This is a genomic window from Bradyrhizobium cosmicum (assembly GCF_007290395.2).
GTDB classification, from domain to species: Bacteria; Pseudomonadota; Alphaproteobacteria; order Rhizobiales; family Xanthobacteraceae; genus Bradyrhizobium; species Bradyrhizobium cosmicum.
Genome location: NZ_CP041656.2, coordinates 6,791,192 through 6,806,944, shown reverse-complemented (window position 1 = coordinate 6,806,944; position 15,753 = coordinate 6,791,192). Strand labels below are relative to the sequence as shown.

Sequence of the window (15,753 nt, the reverse complement as noted above, 5' to 3'; positions counted from 1 at the left end):
GTGCTATTGCTCCTCGGCGTAACGACATGAGGCCCACATGCTCCCCATTCCCGCCGACATCTTCACCGAACCGGAGGACGTCTCCCCGGACGGCCTTGCCAATCTCGGGCCGCTCCGCCGTCTTGCCGGGGTCTGGCAGGCGGACAAGGGCATCGACGTCAATCCAAAGGCGGAGGGGCCGGAGCGGCGTACCTTCATCGAGCACATCCGGATGGATCCGATCGATCCGCAGGCCAACGGGCCGCAGCTGCTCTACGGGCTGCGCTATCACATTCACATCAACACGCCCGAGGAAGACATCACCTTCCACGATCAGGTCGGCTACTGGCTTTGGGAGCCCGCGACCGGGCTGATCATGCAGACGCTGGCGATCCCGCGCGGACAGGTGCTGCTCGCGTTCGGCAACGCCAAGCCAGACGATCTAGAGATCGCGGTCACGGCGAAGCGCGGCGACACCGCCTACGGGATCTGCTCGACCGATTTTCTCGAACAGGCTTTCCGCACCGACTCTTACCGCTGCGACATCACCTTCAACGATGACGGCAGCTGGACCTATCTGATCCAGACCGAGTTGTTCGTCCGCGGTGCGCCGTTCAATCATCACGACAGCAACACGCTCAAGATGGTCGCGCCGCCGAAGCTCAATCCGCTCGCCGCGATCGTGAATGATCGGGCCAAAAGCGGTGGGCCGGCCGCTTGAAAACGAAGTCCGGAGTATTCCCATGAAGCCCTACGTCGTCTGCCTGATGGCCTCCAGCCTGGATGGCCGCACGCATCCCAGCCGTTGGCGTCCGAAGGGCGTTGGCGGCGACTGGTTCGAGAAGATCCATGACGAGCTTGGCGGCGATGCCTGGGTGATCGGCCGCGTCACCGGCTCGGAATTCGCCAAGGGCGAGCCGTATCCCGAGACGGACGCTAAATTCCCGCGCGAAAACTGGATCGCGCGGCGCGATGCGAAGACTTATGGCGTCGTGCTCGATGCGTACGGTAAGATCGGATGGGGCCGCTCGGACATCGGCGGCGATCCAATCGTCGTCGTGCTGACCGAAGGCGTGCCGGATTCGCACCTCGCCGGCCTGCGCGCTGAAGGCGTGTCCTACATCTTTGCCGGCAAGTCCGGGATCGATCTGGCCTTGACGCTGGATATCCTCAGCCGCGAGCTCGGTGTGAAGCGCCTGCTGGTCGAAGGTGGCGGCGTCGCCAATGGCGCGTTCCTGCGCGCCGGCTTGATCGACGAATTCAACCTGATCCTCAGCCCCGCGATCGATGGCGCCAGGGGCGCCCCCTTCGTGTTCGACTCGACCGAAGCCGACAGCGAGCAGCGCGCGCCGCTGACCGCGATGACGCTGGAGAGCACGCGGGATCTTGGCGGCGGCGTCCTGCTGTTGCGATACCTGATCCAAAACGGCGCGAGCAAGTAGCATCGGCATGTCCAGGCAATCGGAACACGTCGTCATCGTCGGTGCCGGCGCGGCGGGGCTGATGGCGGCGCGCGCGCTGGCGCGTGCGGGCAGGACCGTGACGATCCTGGAGGCGCGCGAGCGCTGCGGCGGGCGGATCCATCCGCTGCCGGCGTCGGAATTCGGCTACCCCGCCGACGCCGGCGCCGAATTCATCCATGGCGATGCGCCCGTCACGCGCGCCTTGCTGCGCGAGGCCGGGCTGTCGTCGCAACTGATTGAAGGCAGGCAATGGAGCTTCGACGGCACTCAATTATCGCGTGAGGATCGCCACGATCCGCACGAGGACGAGTTGCATGCCGTGCTCGGGCAGCTGAAGGACGACCTCACGGTCGCCGATTTCCTGCGCCGCCATTTCGCCGGCGAGGACTACGCGCGGCTGCGCCATTCGATCGAGCGGATGGTCGAGGGCTACGACGCCGGCGATCCCGAGCGTGCCTCGACGCTGGCACTGCGCGCGGAATGGATGGACGGCGGGCACCATACCCAGGCGCGCATCGTCGGCGGTTATGGCGCGATGATCGATTTTCTGGCGGAGCAATGCCGCAGCCACGGCGTCGCCATCCGCTTTGGCAGCGTGGTATCGGCGATCACCGAGGAGGGCGGCGCCCTGGCGGTCCGCTGCGCTGGCGGCGACGTGCAGGCCTGCGATCGCGTCGTCCTCACCGTGCCGCTGCCGTTGTTGCGCGACATCGCTCTGCCCTCAGCCGCACGCGCGAAAGCTGCGGCCGCGGACGACATCGGCTTCGGCAGCGTCATCAAGATCCTGCTGCGGTTCACGCGGCCATGGTGGCGCGAGCGGCCAGAAGATCTCGCGGACCTGACCTTCCTGCTGTCGGACCAGACCATCCCGGTATGGTGGACGCGGTATCCGGATCAGCATCCCGTTCTCACCGGTTGGTTCGGCGGCCCGCGGACGGCGAATCTGAACGGCCTCGATTCGCAAGAACTGATCGATGCCGGGCTGAGCTCGCTCGCCGCCATCTTCGGCCTGCCGCGCGACGACATCGCACGCGACCTCGTGGCGGCTGCCGCGACCAACTGGGCGCACGATCCTTTCGCACGCGGCGCCTATTCATGGGCGACGCCGCGGACGCGTGCGGCGCAGACGATCCTAGCGCGGGCTGACGGCCCGGTGCTGTTCTCCGGCGAAGCGCTCTATCACGGAAGCGACATGGGCACGGTCGAAGCGGCGCTGGCGAGCGGGCTGGAGACGGCGAGGCTGATCTTGCGGGAATGAAAAAGGCCCGCATCTCTGCGGGCCTTTTGTATTACCAGCGGCTGCCGCCAAAGCTGAAGGTCACGCCGGGACCGCCACCGCCGTAATAGCCGTACGGTCCGCCGCCATAGTAGCCGTGGTGGCGCGGATAGTGGACATAGCTACGGTAGTGCGGACGATGATGGCCGTAGTGTTGCCGCCAGTGATGATGGCGATGACCATGGTGGTGGCGCCTGTGCTGCGCGCTGATGTCGGTCGATTTGCCGGCTGACGCGCTTGGCTTCGCGCTGGCCTTGTCCGCCGCATTGGCCGTGGTTCCGCCGGCGAGCGCCGCAGCACCGACAGCCATTGCGACAAAAAGATACTTCATGTCATCACTCCAGTTGAATGTGACGGGACAACGGGAGCGCGTCGCTGACGTTCCGATTGAGGCGGGCGTCGAAACGACGCAGATCAGTTCCAATCAACGCCGTATGAATGATCGAAGCGCGCGCGATTTATTGTCGCACGGCCTCGAGCGATGCGATCACCTCATGCGTGGTGACGATGCGCGCGAACTCGCCGTTGAGGTTCGACAGGGTCATCGCGTGGATCTCTTCGGCCGAATGCGTGTCGCCATCGGGCCCGATCCGCTCGAAGGTCCAGGTCGCATCGCGCACCAGCCTTGCGTCGAAGCCGAGATTGCCGGCCATCCGTGTCGTCGTCTCCACGCAATGATTGGTGGTGGCGCCGCAGATCACGAGCGTGGTGATGTTGCCTGCACGCAGCCGGCTTTCGAGGTCGGTGCCGATGAAGGCGCTGTTGACGTGCTTGACGATCACCGCCTCACCGGGCGCTTCGCGCGCCTGGTTCTTGACCGCATAGCCGGAGCGCGACGGCAGGAACGACGAGTTCGGCTTGGTGCCTTCGTGGCGGATGTGGAAGATCGGCGCGCCGTGCGCCCTGAACGCCGTCAGCAGATCGACGATGCGGGCAACCGCATCCGGATTGTTGCGCCGCTTGCCCGCCGTTTCCCACTCGTCGAACGCGCGCTGGACGTCGACGACGATGAGGGCGGGGAGGGGATTGGGCATGGGCTTTCCGGCTTTCTTGCTACTCAATTTATGCAAGGCGACGACGGCAGCAGGCAATGCCAATCTTCCCTCGTTTTGCGACAGCTCTCGTGCCCCGGATGCAGCGCAGCGTCTCTTCGACGCTGCGCTGCAGAGCCGGGGCCCAGAGAGCCGCGGGCTCGGAAGCATGGGTCCCGGCTCAGCGTCGCGTCACTTCGTGCCGCGCCGCGTCCGGGACACGAGAGCCGCTCCGAAGCATGGCGGCCTTGCTGAGGATCAAGGCGGCGAGGGCTGGTTGGCCTAGGTTCGAGGCCCCAGATAGACCGGGAATCGGTCAAGTGCGAAAGGACGTCATGCCAGCGCCACTCAGTCAACTGCCGATCAGTCAAGCACACGCGCTTGCCGAGGTGAGGACGTTGCCGGAGCTGCTACGCTGGCGCATCAAGGCGACGCCGGCGGCGGAGGCCTATCGCCATTTCGACGCGGATGCGGGGCGCTGGGTCGGCCAGTCCTGGCAGGAGATCGACGCCGAATTCGAACTCTGGCGGCGGGCGCTGGCCGCGGAAAGCCTTGCGCCCGGCGAACGGGTGGCGATCCTGATGCCCAATGGCATCCCGCATGTCGCGATGGATCAGGCGGCGCTGTCGCGCGGGCTGGTGCCGGTGCCGATGCATGCGGTCGACAACCCCGACAGCATTGCCTACATCCTCGCCGATTCCGGCGCGCTGCTGCTGTTCGTGGATTCGCTGGCGCGCTGGCAGACGATCGTGGCCACCGGCCAGCGGCTCGACCATCTCAAGCGCATCGTCTGTGCGGATGCGGCTGGTCTAGCTGTGGCCGATGCGCGCATCGTCGCGCTCGACCAATGGCTCGCGGGTGCGCCGGGCGGAACCGCACCGCTGCCCGATGTTGCGGTGAATCCCGACGATCTTGCCGCCATCGTCTATACCTCGGGCACGACCGGACGGCCCAAAGGCGTGATGCTGTCGCATGACAATATCATCGCCAATGTGAAAGCGATCGCGCATCGCATCGCGGCGTCGCCCGAGGATGTCTTCCTGTCCTTCCTGCCGCTCTCGCACACGTTCGAGCGCACCGGTGGCTACTACTATCCGATCGCGGCCGGTGCCTGCGTGGCCTATGCGCGATCGGTGCCGCTGTTGTCGGAGGATCTGAAGCAGGTGCGGCCCACGGTCCTGATCTCGGTGCCGCGAATCTATGAGCGCATCTACGCGCTGATCATGCAGCACCGCGCAACGGCAGGCGCCGTCGAGCGTGCGCTGCTCGATCTCACGCTCGCCATTGGCGGCCGGCGTTTTGACGTGCGGCAGGGACATGGCGCGCTGTCGCTGCGTGAGCGGCTGGCCTGGCCGCTGCTCAAGCGGCTGGTCGCGGACAAGGTGCTGGCGCAGCTTGGCGGGCGCTTGAAGGTCGCGGTCTCCGGCGGCGCGCCGATCGCGGAGCCAGTCATCCGGCTGTTCCTGTCACTCGGGCTCGACGTCCTCCAGGGTTACGGCATGACCGAGACCTCGCCGGTGGTCTCCGTCAACACCATCGAGGACAACGATCCGCACTCGGTCGGCCATGTGCTCGACGGCATCGAGGTCAGGCTCGGCGACAACGACGAACTGCAGGTGCGCGGTCCCAGCGTGATGCTCGGTTATTGGCACAAGCCGGACGAGACGCGCCGCGTCAAGGACGCCGACGGCTGGCTGCACACCGGCGACCAGGCCCGCATCGACAACGGGCGCATCACCATCACCGGCCGCATCAAGGACATCCTCGTCACCTCAACCGGCGAGAAGATCGCGCCGGTCGACCTCGAGACCGCGATCCTTGCCGATCCGCTGTTCGAGCAGGCACTGGTGGTCGGCGAGCAGCGGCCGTTCCTCACCGCTCTGGTCGTGCTCAACGCAAGGGCCTGGGTGCAGGAGAAGGAAAGGCTGGCGGCCAGCGGCAAGCAGGGTGGTGCAGCTGAGCGCGCGGCTCTGCTGGCGCGGATCGCTGCGGCGGTGAAGGCCTATCCATCCTACGCGACGCCGCGCGCGGTGTGGTGGACGCTGGACCCCTGGACCATCGCGGCTGGCCTGCTCACGCCGACCCTGAAGAACAAGCGCCCCGCGCTCGAACATCGCTTTGCGGACGAGATCGCGCAGATCTACGCGAAGAAGCCGCTCACATCCTCTTGAACGCCGCGTCCGCAGCGCTTGATCCAGCGCAATCTCGGCCGCCGCCCAGCATGCAATCTCGCTACGAAAATTCGAATTGCAATCGAGGCAAGTCATGAAGGCGTATTTCATCGGTGGTGGCATCGGATCGCTCGCAGGCGCGGCGTTCCTGATTCGCGATGCACAGGTGCCGGGGCGCGATATCGTAATCTACGAGGCGCAACCGATGGTCGGCGGCAGCCTCGACGGCGCGCAGCTCGCAAATGGCGCCTACTCGCTGCGTGGCGGGCGCATGCTGACCACCGATCACTACGAATGCACCTGGGACCTGCTGTCGGACATTCCGTCGCTCGAACGTCCCGGCCTCAGCGTGCGCGACGAGACCGTCGCGTTCAACGTGGAGAATCCCGCGCATTCGCAGGCGCGGCTGGTCGACCGCAACCGCTTCAAGGTCGACGTCTCGCATATGGGCTTCTCCGCGCGCGACCGGCTCGAGCTGCTGCGGCTTACCGAGGCCTCGGAGGAGACGCTCGGCGATAGCCGCATCACCGACTGGCTGTCGGCCGGATTCTTCGAGTCGAATTTCTGGTACATGTGGCAGACCACCTTCGCCTTCCAGCCCTGGCACAGCGCGGTCGAGCTGAAGCGCTACCTGCACCGCTTCATGAGTGAATTCCCGCGCATCGAGACGCTCGCCGGCGTCAAGCGCACCGTCTACAATCAATATGACTCGATCGTGCGGCCGCTTGCCGACTGGCTCAAGCGGCAGGGCGTTCAGTTCGTGCGCGGCACTCGCGTCACCGACATGGCGCTCGAAGACGAGAACGGTCGCGTGCGTGTGCGCAATCTCGTGCTCGATCGCGACAGTCGCATCGCCAATGTCCGTCTTGATGACGGCGACCTCGTGTTCTTCCAGAACGGCTCGATGACCGATGCGTCCAGCCTCGGCTCCATGACCGAGCCGGCTCCCCGCCTGACCAAGGCCGACAGCCAGGGCTGGGCGCTCTGGGAGACCATCGCGAAGGGGCGTCCCGAGTTCGGCAATCCGTCCGCGTTCAACACCTCGATCCCCGAATCATGGTGGCAGTCGTTCACCGTGACCTGCCGCGATCCGCGCTTCTTCGACAAGATGGAAGCGTTTTCCGGCAACAGAGCCGGCACCGGCGGCCTCGTGACCTTCAAGGATTCCAACTGGCTGCTGTCGGTCGTGCTCTATCACCAGCCGCATTTCTCCGGCCAGCCGAAGGACGTGCAGGTGTTCTGGGGCTACGCGCTGCATCCGGACCGCATCGGCAATTTCGTCGCCAAGCCCATGTCGGAATGCGGCGGCGCGGAGATCCTGAAGGAGCTGTGCGGGCACCTGAATTTCGATGCGGGCGTGTTCGACAATTCGATCTGCATTCCCTGCCGCATGCCCTACATCACCAGCATGTTCATGCCGCGCAACGTCACCGACCGGCCGTTGCCGGTGCCCACGAATTCGGTGAACCTCGCCTTCGTCAGCCAGTTCGTCGAGATCCCCGAGGACGTCGTGTTCACGGTCGAATATTCGGTGCGCGCGGCGCAGACGGCGGTCTATCAGCTCATGAAGGTCGATCGCCCGGTGCCGCCGGTGACCCGCCACGACAAGTCGCTTTCGGTGATCTTCGCGACGCTGGAAAAGGCGTTCGCGTAAAATGCTTCTCCCCTCTCCCCGTTCTTACGGGGAGAGGCAGGAGGGCTACTTGAAAGGATCCTGGATCGACGGTGACGACTGCCTGATGCGGCGCACGCTCACGGGCGTACCGTCGGAGATGAACAGCAGCTCGTAGCTGCGGCCCTCGCTGTCGGTCGCGGAGCAGGTGACGTCGTTGACCTTCTTGGCGGCGAAATTGCCGGTCTGGCGGCAGAGGCCGGTCGAGGTCTGCTCCGCCGGCACCGGCAGGCCGTCGATCTTCGGCCGGTTCTTGGAGTTGAGCAGCATGCGGTCGATCGGCAGTTCGTAGGAATTGTCGTCGGCGCGCTTGCCGTTCTCGCCGGAGAACGAGACGACGTGGTTTTCGTCGCTGGGATCGTCGACGGCGACGGCGAAATTGACCCGGCCCTTGTCGCCATGGGCGTAGGCTACGGTCTTGCAGGCGAACGCACGCCCTGCCACCTTCAGCGTCTTGCAGTGGCCGGACATCAGCGCCAGCAGGTCGATGAAGGAATTCTGCGGCGCGGGCGGATTGTTGACCCGGATCGGGGCGGAAGTCTCGGCAAAACAAGGGCTTGCGAGCGCGATCAGGGTGGCGGCCAGAACCGGTCGGCGGAGGCGCATCGTCAGGCTCGCATGCCAGAGGGCCACGGAAGCGGCAAAGTTCCGCCCGACAACCATCGAACCGCAAATTGGTTGCGATCCCGTTTGTTCAGCCAAGCCCGCCTGGAATACCACCGTGCCACCCATCGGCGATTCGCCCCCCGATCGCCCTAACCCGTCCTTAGCAGGCACTTGCGGCCAGACCGATGTTTTTTTCGTGGCAGCGCTAGCCCATCGCCGCCTGCCAGCGCGTGTCGCGCAGGGACGGCCGCCGGTGCAGGCGGGCGTCCAGCATCGCGCGGGCGCGCGGCAGCTCGCCGCTGCGCATCAGGGCGACGAGATAAGTATCCTCGATCAGCTCGCGCTGGGCATGGCTACCGCCGATGCGCGCGACATCAGCGAGCACGGGTGCGAGGGTTCGCACGCACGCCGCGTAGTCGTCGTCGGCGAAGGCCGCCAGCGCGCGGCAGATCGCCGGCACCACGGGGCCGGCCGGCAGCTTGCCGTTAGCGAGGCGTTGCTCGATCACGGCAAGGCGCGCGGCGAGCGCTTCGCGATTCTGCGTGGCCGCGGCGAACAGCGCCATGTGGATGTCGGCGAAGGGCAGGCTCGACTTCGGAAACAGTTTTTGCGCGGCGGCATCGGCCTCGCGCCAGAGCGGCTTCGGCACGGCGTGGCCGTAGGCCGACAGACGCCAGAGCAGCGAGGCGCCGTCCGTGATGATGTTCAGTGGCGGCGCCTGTGTCGCCCCTGGCTGGAGCACGTCGGCATAGATCGCAAGCGCCCGCGCGGCATCGCCATGCTCGAGTGTGCCCAGCGCCTGGTGCCAGCGGATATGACCGTGCAGGATGCCGGCGCGGTCGTAAGTCGGAATCCATTCGTCGACGAGCTGATCGGCCGCCTCGATCGAGCCGTCCTCGAACATCGCGTGCAGCACCGCGTGCGCGGCGTGGGCATTCGCCGGGCGCAGGTCAAAGCCGCGCTCGGTGACGGCGCGGCCGCGCGCGACGTCGCCGTTCTCGGTCATCGCCCAGCCGGACATCGTGAGGAACCACCAGTCCTCGCCATAATGCCGCGCGACGCGCTCGCAGAGCTCATGCCGCGCGCGGTCGTGATCGGCCCTGCCGGAGAAGGCGAACAGGCCGAACGCGCCGAGCGGCAGTGACAGCACCACGGCGTCGCGCGGCCATGCGTCGATGTGCTTCAGCGTCGCCACGATGGCCTCCGGCAGCCGTCCCTCGATCGCGAGCGCCAGCGTCTCGACATGCGAGCGCTCGCGCGCGGTGCCGCGCTTGGCGACAAGATCGCGCGCTATTGCCGCCTTGGCTCGGGCAAGATCGCCTTGCTGGTAGAACGCATGCAGGCGGGCGCGAGCGATATGGGGAAGGGCGAAATCGGGGTCGGCAGCAATCGCACGCTCCAGCGTCTCGGCTGTGCCGGTCCACCCCGCGAGCAAGAGGTCGACGCCCTCGCGATAGGCCGATGCTGCGTCATCCGAAGAGGTGGAGAGCGGTAAGCCGTAGCGGTCTTCGAGTGGCATCGTCGTCTCCGTCTCACGCCGTCCGCGCGCGGCGGCCCTCGATCGGATAGGCCGGGTCGTTGTAGCCGGGTGTCGAGGGATGGCCGGGTACGACCAGCCGGTCGATCAACGCTTCGTCGTCGTCAGTGAAGCGGTAGTCGAGCGCACTGATGTAGCCGTCCCATTGCTCCTCGGTACGGGGGCCGGCGACGATCGACGAGACGAAAGCAGAGTTGAGCACCCAGCCGACCGCGAACTGGCCGGCGGTGATGCCCTTCTTCTCGGCGTGGCTCTTGATCTCCTGCGCGAGTTGCAGCGATTCCGGCCGCCATTCGGTCTGCATCATGCGGGTGTCGTTGCGGCCCGCGCGCGTCTCCTTGTCGGGAGCCGTGTCCGGCTTGTACTTGCCCGTGAGTACGCCGCGCGCCAGCGGGCTGTAAGGCACGATGCCGAGGCCGTAGTAGGAGCAGGCCGGAAAATGCTCGACCTCGGGCATGCGGTTCATGGCGTTGTAGTAGGGCTGGCTCACCGCGGGCCGGTCGATACCGAGCCGGTCGCAGATGTTGCAGATCTCGGCGACGCGCCAGGCGCGGTAGTTCGAAACGCCGAAATAGCGCACCTTGCCGGCGCGGATCAGGTCGCCCATTGCGCGCACCGTCTCTTCCAGCGGGGTCGCGTGGTCTTCCTTGTGCAGATAGTAGATGTCGATGTGGTCGGTACCGAGCCGCTTCAGGCTCTCGTCGGCCGCCTGCAACACCCAGCGCCGCGACAGCCCGACGCGATTGGGATCCTTGCCCATGGGGTTGGCGAGTTTTGTGGCGAGCACCCAGGCGTTTCGGTTGTCGCCGATGGCGCGGCCGACGACCTCTTCGGAGCCACCCTTGGAATAGGCGTCCGCGGTGTCGATGAAATTGATGCCGGCGTCGAGCGCCTTGGCGATGATCCGCTTTGACGTGGCCTCATCGGTCGGCCCGCCGAACATCATGGTGCCCAGGCAGATCGGCGACACTTTCAGGCCGCTGCGGCCGAGCTGGCGGTATTGCATGGGCGGGTCCTCGATACTATCGAAGCCGGCAGCATAGCCAGCTAATTCCGTCATTGCGAGCGCAGCGAAGCAATCCAGAGATGCATCCGCGGAGAGATTTCTGGATTGCTTCGCTGCGCTCGCAATGACGCGGAGAGGCAGTGGCATCTTAACGGTGTAAAACTACTCCGGCCCCTTCAAGATCTTGAACACGCCATTGGCCATCACCACGCAGCGATCGTCCACGCTGACCTCCGTGCTCATGAAGATCAGGCTGCGCGTCGTGCGCACGACGCGGGGGCGGGAGATCAGGATGTCGCCGATCTTGCCGGCCTCGACGAAATGCGTGTCGAGCTGCACCGTCGCCAGGTACTCCTTGCCCGAGACGTAGCGGGCGGCCATGCCGCAGGTGCGGTCGGCGAAGGTCATCATGACGCCGCCCTGGACCATGCCGCGGCGATTATGGTGCTTGTCTTCGGTCGCGAGTGCGAATTCGTAGTGGCCGTCGAACTTGCGCTCCCACAACGGGCCGATCAGATGCAGGAAGCCGGTGGTCTCCAGTATCGTCCAGCCGTCTGATTTCAGCCTTGCGGCGGCCTTGCTCGTCATCTCACCGTCCATTCCTGCAGGCGCATCTCTCTTCTCGTTTCATCAGATGCAGTCCTGGTGTAGTCAAGCATCATGAGAGCTTTCGGCGATGCCACCAGACGGAATATCGCAGAGGCCTGTGCGGCCTTTGCGCGGCTGCCTGACGCGGCCGAGCCGTCGGCGCTGAAGCGCGCCGCGGTGGTGCTGGCGCTGACTGAATCCAATGACGGGGACGACACGGCCTTCCTGCTCACCAAGCGCGCTTCACACCTGCGCGCCCATCGCGGCCAGTGGGCGCTGCCGGGCGGACGTTGCGATGCCGGTGAGACGCCGGTCGATGCGGCGCTGCGCGAACTCGACGAGGAGCTTGGCCTCAAGCTCACGACCGATGTGGTGCTCGGCCTTCTCGACGATTATCCGACCCGCTCCGGCTATCTGATCACGCCGGTGGTAGTCTGGGCCGCGGACAGTGCCGCGATCAAGCCCAACCCGGATGAGGTCGCTTCGGTCCACCGCATCGCTCTGGCGACGATCGAGCACGACGACGCCTTCGATTTCACCGACATCCCCGAAAGCGCGCGCCGCGTGATCCGCTTCCATCACCAGATGAGTCTGATTCACGCGCCGACGGCGGCGCTGATCTACCAGTTTCGCGAGGTCCTCGCGGGGCGGAACACGCGCGTCACCGAGCTGGAACAGCCGGTGTTCGCCTGGAAGTGACGCAAGAAGACGAAAAAAGAGGTAAACGGCGCGTTAACGTGACGGTTACCGGATGCCTGCTAAGAGGGCAGCATGCATCGATCGATTCGAAATGGCCTGACAGTTTCCTTTGCAGTTTCTCTGGCGCTGGGTCCAATCGCGCTCCTCCTGCTCGCGTCCGCCGCGCGCGGCGGCGAGGCCGACGCGCTGCCGCCGGCCGTCCGCGATGCCAAGGCCCAGCTGCTGTCGCAGTTCTTTGCGCAAGGCGGGGGCGCCTCGCCGGCGGTGCTCGAATATCGCCGCAAGCTGCAGGAATATCAGGCCGCGCGCGCCGCTTTCGACGAGGAGGCCGGCGCCTATTGGAGCCAGATCTCGGAGAAGCGGAAAGGCCGCAATGCCAAGCGGCGCAGCGGGCAGCAGGTGACGCTGGATGATTACGTGTTGGAGCATCCACCTCTCTACAACGGGCCGAAGCGACCGGTGAATCCGGAGCCGGAGGAAACGCCGGAACGTCCGACCAGAAAGCCGATTCCGGTGGTCGCCGATCTCCTGCAAGCGGCGCGCGAACTCTATCAGTTCACGCCGCAGCGTCCGTCCAGCGAGCTCGAGTTCAAGCGCGCCTATGCGCGCTATGCGCTCGCCTCGGGGCTGACGCGCGAGCAGGCGGTGCGGGTTTATTCGTTCGAGACCGGTGGCACCGGCAGTTATGACGTGCAGGCAGGCATCGAGCATGGCGGCAAGCGCGCGATCTCGACCGCGATGGGCTACAACCAGCTCTTGACCACCAACAGCGTCGAGCTGCTTGCCGAGCAGGGCCACGAATTCATTCGCGCGCTCTCGGGCAAGGTGGCGCAGACCTCAGGACCGGCCCGCCAGTCGCTCGAGCACAAGCTCGCCGTTCTGAAGAAGATGGTGGCACATGCGAAGTCGGTGCCCGACACCTGGTCGGAGCATGAAAAGATCGGCAACACCGCGCAGGGCTGGGCCATGCATGCGATGGTGCTCGACATCGACATCGGCCCGATGCTGCAGACCCACAAGCTGCTGACGTCGGTGCTGTTCGCGCGCGCCAAGGGTTACACCCGCCCGCTCACCGCGGCCGAGCTCGAGATGATGAACCTCACCGGCGACGGCACCGGCCTCGACATGGTGACGATGCCGCAGGTCATGCGCGAGCAGGTGCCGACCTCGAACTTCTTCCAGCGCGGCGGCTACGAGCGCAACCCGGTCGCGATCCGCCACAACACGGTGGCCAAGCTGCTCGCGATCACGGATACGCGGATGGACAGCAACAGCAGCAAACCCGGTGCAAGGGAATTGGCGGGCGCGTTTTAGGCGTTCGCCTTGCCACATCTTCCGCTGTCATGCCCCGGCTTGACCGGGGCATCCAGTACGTCGTGGCCTCTCGATTCGATCACGACGGCCTCTGGAATACTGGATCGTCTGCCTCCGTGCGCAAGAGCGCACAAGGCGGAGGATGACACGTGAGTGTGGCAGCGCTGTCGCCCCGCCAACTCCGCCGCCCTATTGGTCCGACCCGAACTTGAACTTGCCGTCGCCTTCGAGATACGGGCCGCTGCGCATGTAGAGCTGTCCGTTGTGGCCGATGAAGAACAACGTGCCCTTCGGCACCTTCTTCGCGCCCTTCAGGAGTTCACCGGCATTGCTGGTGCCCATCTTGTAGGACAGGGTCTTGCCGTCCTTGTCATAGGCGTAACCCGTGTCGGGCTTGAGCTCCCACGGCGTTGCCGGAGCTTGCGCGCATGCGGGCGCGGCGAATGCGCCGAGCGTGGCTGCGAGTGCAATCGAAACAAGTGCAAATGTCTTTTTTGAAAATGCCATATCCATCCTCCCCGTCATTGGGGTGCCCGGCTTGAACAAATCACGAACGGCAATTCCGGGTCAATTCGCAAAAGCGCCGCAGCGCATCACGTCCTGGCCAGCAGTTTGTGATTTTCCCTTCGCCCCCGCGCGACTATGTTCCGCTTTCCGTCTAGAACGCAATTCGACAAAAATCTTGGTGGGGGATGATTCGAATGAGCCATGTCGTGAAAGTTTGCGGGACTGCCGCGCTGCTGCTGACGGCGCTGGTGCCGGCCGCCCGGGCCGATGACTATCAGCTCAGCCACAACCAGCGGATTTCGTGCAGCCGTGGCCTGGCTCCGGGCAAGCTGAACACCGCGACCTGCAAGTCCTACACTTATCTGTTCAACACCAAGACCTCGGAATATTTCCGCTGCCAGGTCTCGCTGGCGCTGACCCGCGACAACAAAGAAGTCATCAACGTCCAGACCGACGGCGGCTGCACCAAGAAGCCGCGCATCTTCGAGGCCGACGGCAAGTATGATTTCGACGCGACCGAGACCGAGCCGCCGAACACCAACTCGTTCTTCGGCCCCGGCGGCTACTCGATCTGGGCCGCCGACATGGCCGCGCAGAAGATCCGCGGCTGCATCACCATCTCCTCCGGCCTCGGTTCCGACATCTCCAAGTGCCTGGACATGACGTTCCAGTGAGGGCTTGCCGGCGACGGCGCGGCGGCCCATGCCGTGTCTGCGCCACCTCGCCGCACCCCGCCTGGTTCCCAAAAGTCGAGCCGGATCGGCCGTTTACTGCAGTCCTGTTTTGTCTTTTGGATGGGTTGACCCGCACCTCTCATCCGGCCAACTTCCCCGCCGGTTTGGGGAGTACAAAATCATGAAACGGACGATTCTTGGCGTGGCCGCGGCTCTTGCTCTGGCGGCGTCGGCACCTTGCGCGCACGCGCAATCCTTCATCAACGTGCTGACCGGGGGGACCTCCGGCGTCTACTACCCGCTCGGGGTCGCGATCGGGAAGATCTACGGCGACAAGATTCCGAACGTGAAGACGCAGGTGCAGGCCACCAAGGCGTCGGTCGAGAACCTGATCCTGCTCCAGCAGGGCCGCGGCGAGCTGGCGTTCACGCTGGGCGACTCGCTGAAAGCGGCCTGGGAGGGCGACGAGGAGGCGGGCTTCAAGACCAAGCTCGACAAGCTCAGGACCATCGGCGCGATCTATCCGAACTACATTCAGATCGTCGCGACCGCCGAGTCCGGCATCAAGACGCTCGCGGACCTCAAGGGCAAGAGCCTGTCGGTCGGCGCGCCCAAATCGGGCACCGAGCTCAATTCCCGCGCGATCTTGGCGGCCGCCGGCATGACTTACAAGGACCTCGGCAAGGTCGAATATCTGCCGTTCGCCGAATCGGTCGACCTCATGAAGAACCGCCAGCTGGGAGCGACCCTGCAATCGGCCGGCCTTGGCGTCGCCTCGCTGAAGGATCTCTCCAGCTCGAGCTCGATCACGGTGGTCGCGGTGCCGAAGGAGACCGTCGACAAGATCGGTCCGCCCTTCATCTCGACGATCATTCCCGCGAACACCTATACCGGCCAGGACAAGGACGTCCCGACCGCGGCCGTGGTCAACTACCTCGTGACCAACTCGACGGTGTCGGACGATCTCGCCTACCAGATGACCAAGCTGATCTTCGAGTCGCTGCCGGAATTGCAGAATGCCCATGCCGCGGGCAAGGAGATCAAGCTCGAGACGGCCGCCACCGGCAGCCCGGTTCCGCTACACCCCGGCGCGATCCGCTATTACAAGGAAAAAGGGCTGATCAAGTAAGGTCGGCTATCTCCACGTCGTCATGCCCGGGCTTGTCCCGGGCATCCACGTTCTTGGCGGCACCGTAGTCGTGGATGGCCGGGACAAGCCCGACCATGACG

At 65.2% G+C, this 15,753-nt stretch carries 16 protein-coding genes; 9 read left to right on the top strand and 7 right to left on the bottom strand.

Annotation, left to right across the window (positions count from 1 at the left end; all coding sequences use genetic code 11):
- Positions 1–37 precede the first annotated feature (37 nt).
- Genes FNV92_RS32410 through FNV92_RS32400 form a run of 3 tightly spaced genes read left to right on the top strand, consistent with a single transcriptional unit; the run spans position 38 to position 2,700 of the window.
- Positions 38–700, top strand: coding sequence for an FABP family protein (locus FNV92_RS32410; protein WP_143843047.1), 663 nt, complete (start codon positions 38–40; stop codon positions 698–700).
- A 22-nt stretch (positions 701–722) separates the two neighbouring features.
- Positions 723–1,421 carry a RibD family protein gene (locus FNV92_RS32405; protein ID WP_143843048.1) on the top strand — a complete coding sequence of 233 codons (699 nt, stop codon included), beginning with the start codon at positions 723–725 and terminating at the stop codon, positions 1,419–1,421.
- Between the two features lie 7 nt (positions 1,422–1,428).
- Entirely contained in the window at positions 1,429–2,700 is a 1,272-nt protein-coding gene (locus FNV92_RS32400; protein WP_143843049.1) for a flavin monoamine oxidase family protein, read from the top strand.
- Positions 2,701–2,731: 31 nt separating this feature from the next.
- Here FNV92_RS32400 and FNV92_RS32395 read toward each other — a convergent pair whose 3' ends face one another.
- Complete coding sequence (locus FNV92_RS32395) at positions 2,732–3,049, bottom strand: hypothetical protein (RefSeq protein ID WP_143843050.1); 318 nt, start codon at positions 3,047–3,049, stop codon at positions 2,732–2,734.
- A 127-nt stretch (positions 3,050–3,176) separates the two neighbouring features.
- A complete protein-coding gene (locus FNV92_RS32390; RefSeq protein ID WP_143843051.1) occupies positions 3,177–3,752 on the bottom strand; it encodes a cysteine hydrolase family protein in 576 nt (191 codons plus the stop codon).
- A gap of 332 nt (positions 3,753–4,084) precedes the next feature.
- Here FNV92_RS32390 and FNV92_RS32385 point away from each other — a divergent pair, with 332 nt between their 5' ends.
- Both FNV92_RS32385 and FNV92_RS32380 read left to right on the top strand, forming a co-directional pair.
- The gene (locus tag FNV92_RS32385; RefSeq protein ID WP_143843052.1) at positions 4,085–5,920 is read left to right on the top strand and encodes an AMP-dependent synthetase/ligase; all 1,836 of its coding nucleotides are present in this window, start codon (positions 4,085–4,087) and stop codon (positions 5,918–5,920) included.
- Between the two features lie 94 nt (positions 5,921–6,014).
- Positions 6,015–7,574, top strand: coding sequence for an oleate hydratase (locus FNV92_RS32380; protein ID WP_244623793.1), 1,560 nt, complete (start codon positions 6,015–6,017; stop codon positions 7,572–7,574).
- 45 nt (positions 7,575–7,619) lie between these two features.
- On the opposite strand, the gene FNV92_RS32375 is transcribed toward FNV92_RS32380, so the two are convergent.
- The 4 genes from FNV92_RS32375 to FNV92_RS32360 form a co-directional block, all read right to left on the bottom strand.
- Positions 7,620–8,198, bottom strand: coding sequence for a hypothetical protein (locus tag FNV92_RS32375; protein WP_143843054.1), 579 nt, complete (start codon positions 8,196–8,198; stop codon positions 7,620–7,622).
- Between the two features lie 205 nt (positions 8,199–8,403).
- Positions 8,404–9,717: a tetratricopeptide repeat protein gene (locus FNV92_RS32370; RefSeq protein ID WP_143843055.1), complete on the bottom strand. Its 1,314-nt coding sequence runs from the start codon at positions 9,715–9,717 to the stop codon at positions 8,404–8,406.
- Positions 9,718–9,730: 13 nt separating this feature from the next.
- A complete protein-coding gene (locus FNV92_RS32365; RefSeq protein ID WP_143843056.1) occupies positions 9,731–10,741 on the bottom strand; it encodes an aldo/keto reductase in 1,011 nt (336 codons plus the stop codon).
- 162 nt (positions 10,742–10,903) lie between these two features.
- Positions 10,904–11,329 carry a PaaI family thioesterase gene (locus tag FNV92_RS32360; RefSeq protein WP_041749102.1) on the bottom strand — a complete coding sequence of 142 codons (426 nt, stop codon included), beginning with the start codon at positions 11,327–11,329 and terminating at the stop codon, positions 10,904–10,906.
- A 69-nt stretch (positions 11,330–11,398) separates the two neighbouring features.
- Between FNV92_RS32360 and FNV92_RS32355 the strand changes: the two genes are divergently transcribed.
- Entirely contained in the window at positions 11,399–12,028 is a 630-nt protein-coding gene (locus FNV92_RS32355; protein ID WP_143843057.1) for an NUDIX hydrolase, read from the top strand.
- A gap of 72 nt (positions 12,029–12,100) precedes the next feature.
- Positions 12,101–13,342, top strand: a complete 1,242-nt coding sequence (locus tag FNV92_RS32350; RefSeq protein ID WP_143843058.1) for a hypothetical protein — start codon at positions 12,101–12,103, stop codon at positions 13,340–13,342.
- 189 nt (positions 13,343–13,531) lie between these two features.
- On the opposite strand, the gene FNV92_RS32345 is transcribed toward FNV92_RS32350, so the two are convergent.
- Positions 13,532–13,849 carry a hypothetical protein gene (locus tag FNV92_RS32345; RefSeq protein WP_143843059.1) on the bottom strand — a complete coding sequence of 106 codons (318 nt, stop codon included), beginning with the start codon at positions 13,847–13,849 and terminating at the stop codon, positions 13,532–13,534.
- 194 nt (positions 13,850–14,043) lie between these two features.
- On the opposite strand from FNV92_RS32345, the gene FNV92_RS32340 reads away from it, so the two are divergent.
- The gene (locus tag FNV92_RS32340) at positions 14,044–14,523 is read left to right on the top strand and encodes a hypothetical protein (RefSeq protein WP_143843060.1); all 480 of its coding nucleotides are present in this window, start codon (positions 14,044–14,046) and stop codon (positions 14,521–14,523) included.
- Positions 14,524–14,704: 181 nt separating this feature from the next.
- A complete protein-coding gene (locus FNV92_RS32335; protein ID WP_015688936.1) occupies positions 14,705–15,652 on the top strand; it encodes a TAXI family TRAP transporter solute-binding subunit in 948 nt (315 codons plus the stop codon).
- Positions 15,653–15,753 lie beyond the last annotated feature (101 nt).

Bases quoted from the DNA above. Each gene is read 5' to 3' on its own strand.
- FNV92_RS32405 (WP_143843048.1), top strand. From the start codon at position 723: ATGAAGCCCTACGTCGTCTGCCTGATGGCCTCCAGCCTGGATGGCCGC.
- FNV92_RS32350 (WP_143843058.1), top strand. From the start codon at position 12,101: ATGCATCGATCGATTCGAAATGGCCTGACAGTTTCCTTTGCAGTTTCT.
- FNV92_RS32375 (WP_143843054.1), bottom strand. From the start codon at position 8,198: ATGCGCCTCCGCCGACCGGTTCTGGCCGCCACCCTGATCGCGCTCGCA.
- FNV92_RS32340 (WP_143843060.1), top strand. From the start codon at position 14,044: ATGAGCCATGTCGTGAAAGTTTGCGGGACTGCCGCGCTGCTGCTGACG.
- FNV92_RS32335 (WP_015688936.1), top strand. From the start codon at position 14,705: ATGAAACGGACGATTCTTGGCGTGGCCGCGGCTCTTGCTCTGGCGGCG.
- FNV92_RS32395 (WP_143843050.1), bottom strand. From the start codon at position 3,049: ATGAAGTATCTTTTTGTCGCAATGGCTGTCGGTGCTGCGGCGCTCGCC.
- FNV92_RS32385 (WP_143843052.1), top strand. From the start codon at position 4,085: ATGCCAGCGCCACTCAGTCAACTGCCGATCAGTCAAGCACACGCGCTT.
- FNV92_RS32360 (WP_041749102.1), bottom strand. From the start codon at position 11,329: ATGACGAGCAAGGCCGCCGCAAGGCTGAAATCAGACGGCTGGACGATA.
- FNV92_RS32365 (WP_143843056.1), bottom strand. From the start codon at position 10,741: ATGCAATACCGCCAGCTCGGCCGCAGCGGCCTGAAAGTGTCGCCGATC.
- FNV92_RS32370 (WP_143843055.1), bottom strand. From the start codon at position 9,717: ATGCCACTCGAAGACCGCTACGGCTTACCGCTCTCCACCTCTTCGGAT.
- FNV92_RS32410 (WP_143843047.1), top strand. From the start codon at position 38: ATGCTCCCCATTCCCGCCGACATCTTCACCGAACCGGAGGACGTCTCC.
- FNV92_RS32345 (WP_143843059.1), bottom strand. From the start codon at position 13,849: ATGGCATTTTCAAAAAAGACATTTGCACTTGTTTCGATTGCACTCGCA.
- FNV92_RS32390 (WP_143843051.1), bottom strand. From the start codon at position 3,752: ATGCCCAATCCCCTCCCCGCCCTCATCGTCGTCGACGTCCAGCGCGCG.
- FNV92_RS32400 (WP_143843049.1), top strand. From the start codon at position 1,429: ATGTCCAGGCAATCGGAACACGTCGTCATCGTCGGTGCCGGCGCGGCG.
- FNV92_RS32380 (WP_244623793.1), top strand. From the start codon at position 6,015: ATGAAGGCGTATTTCATCGGTGGTGGCATCGGATCGCTCGCAGGCGCG.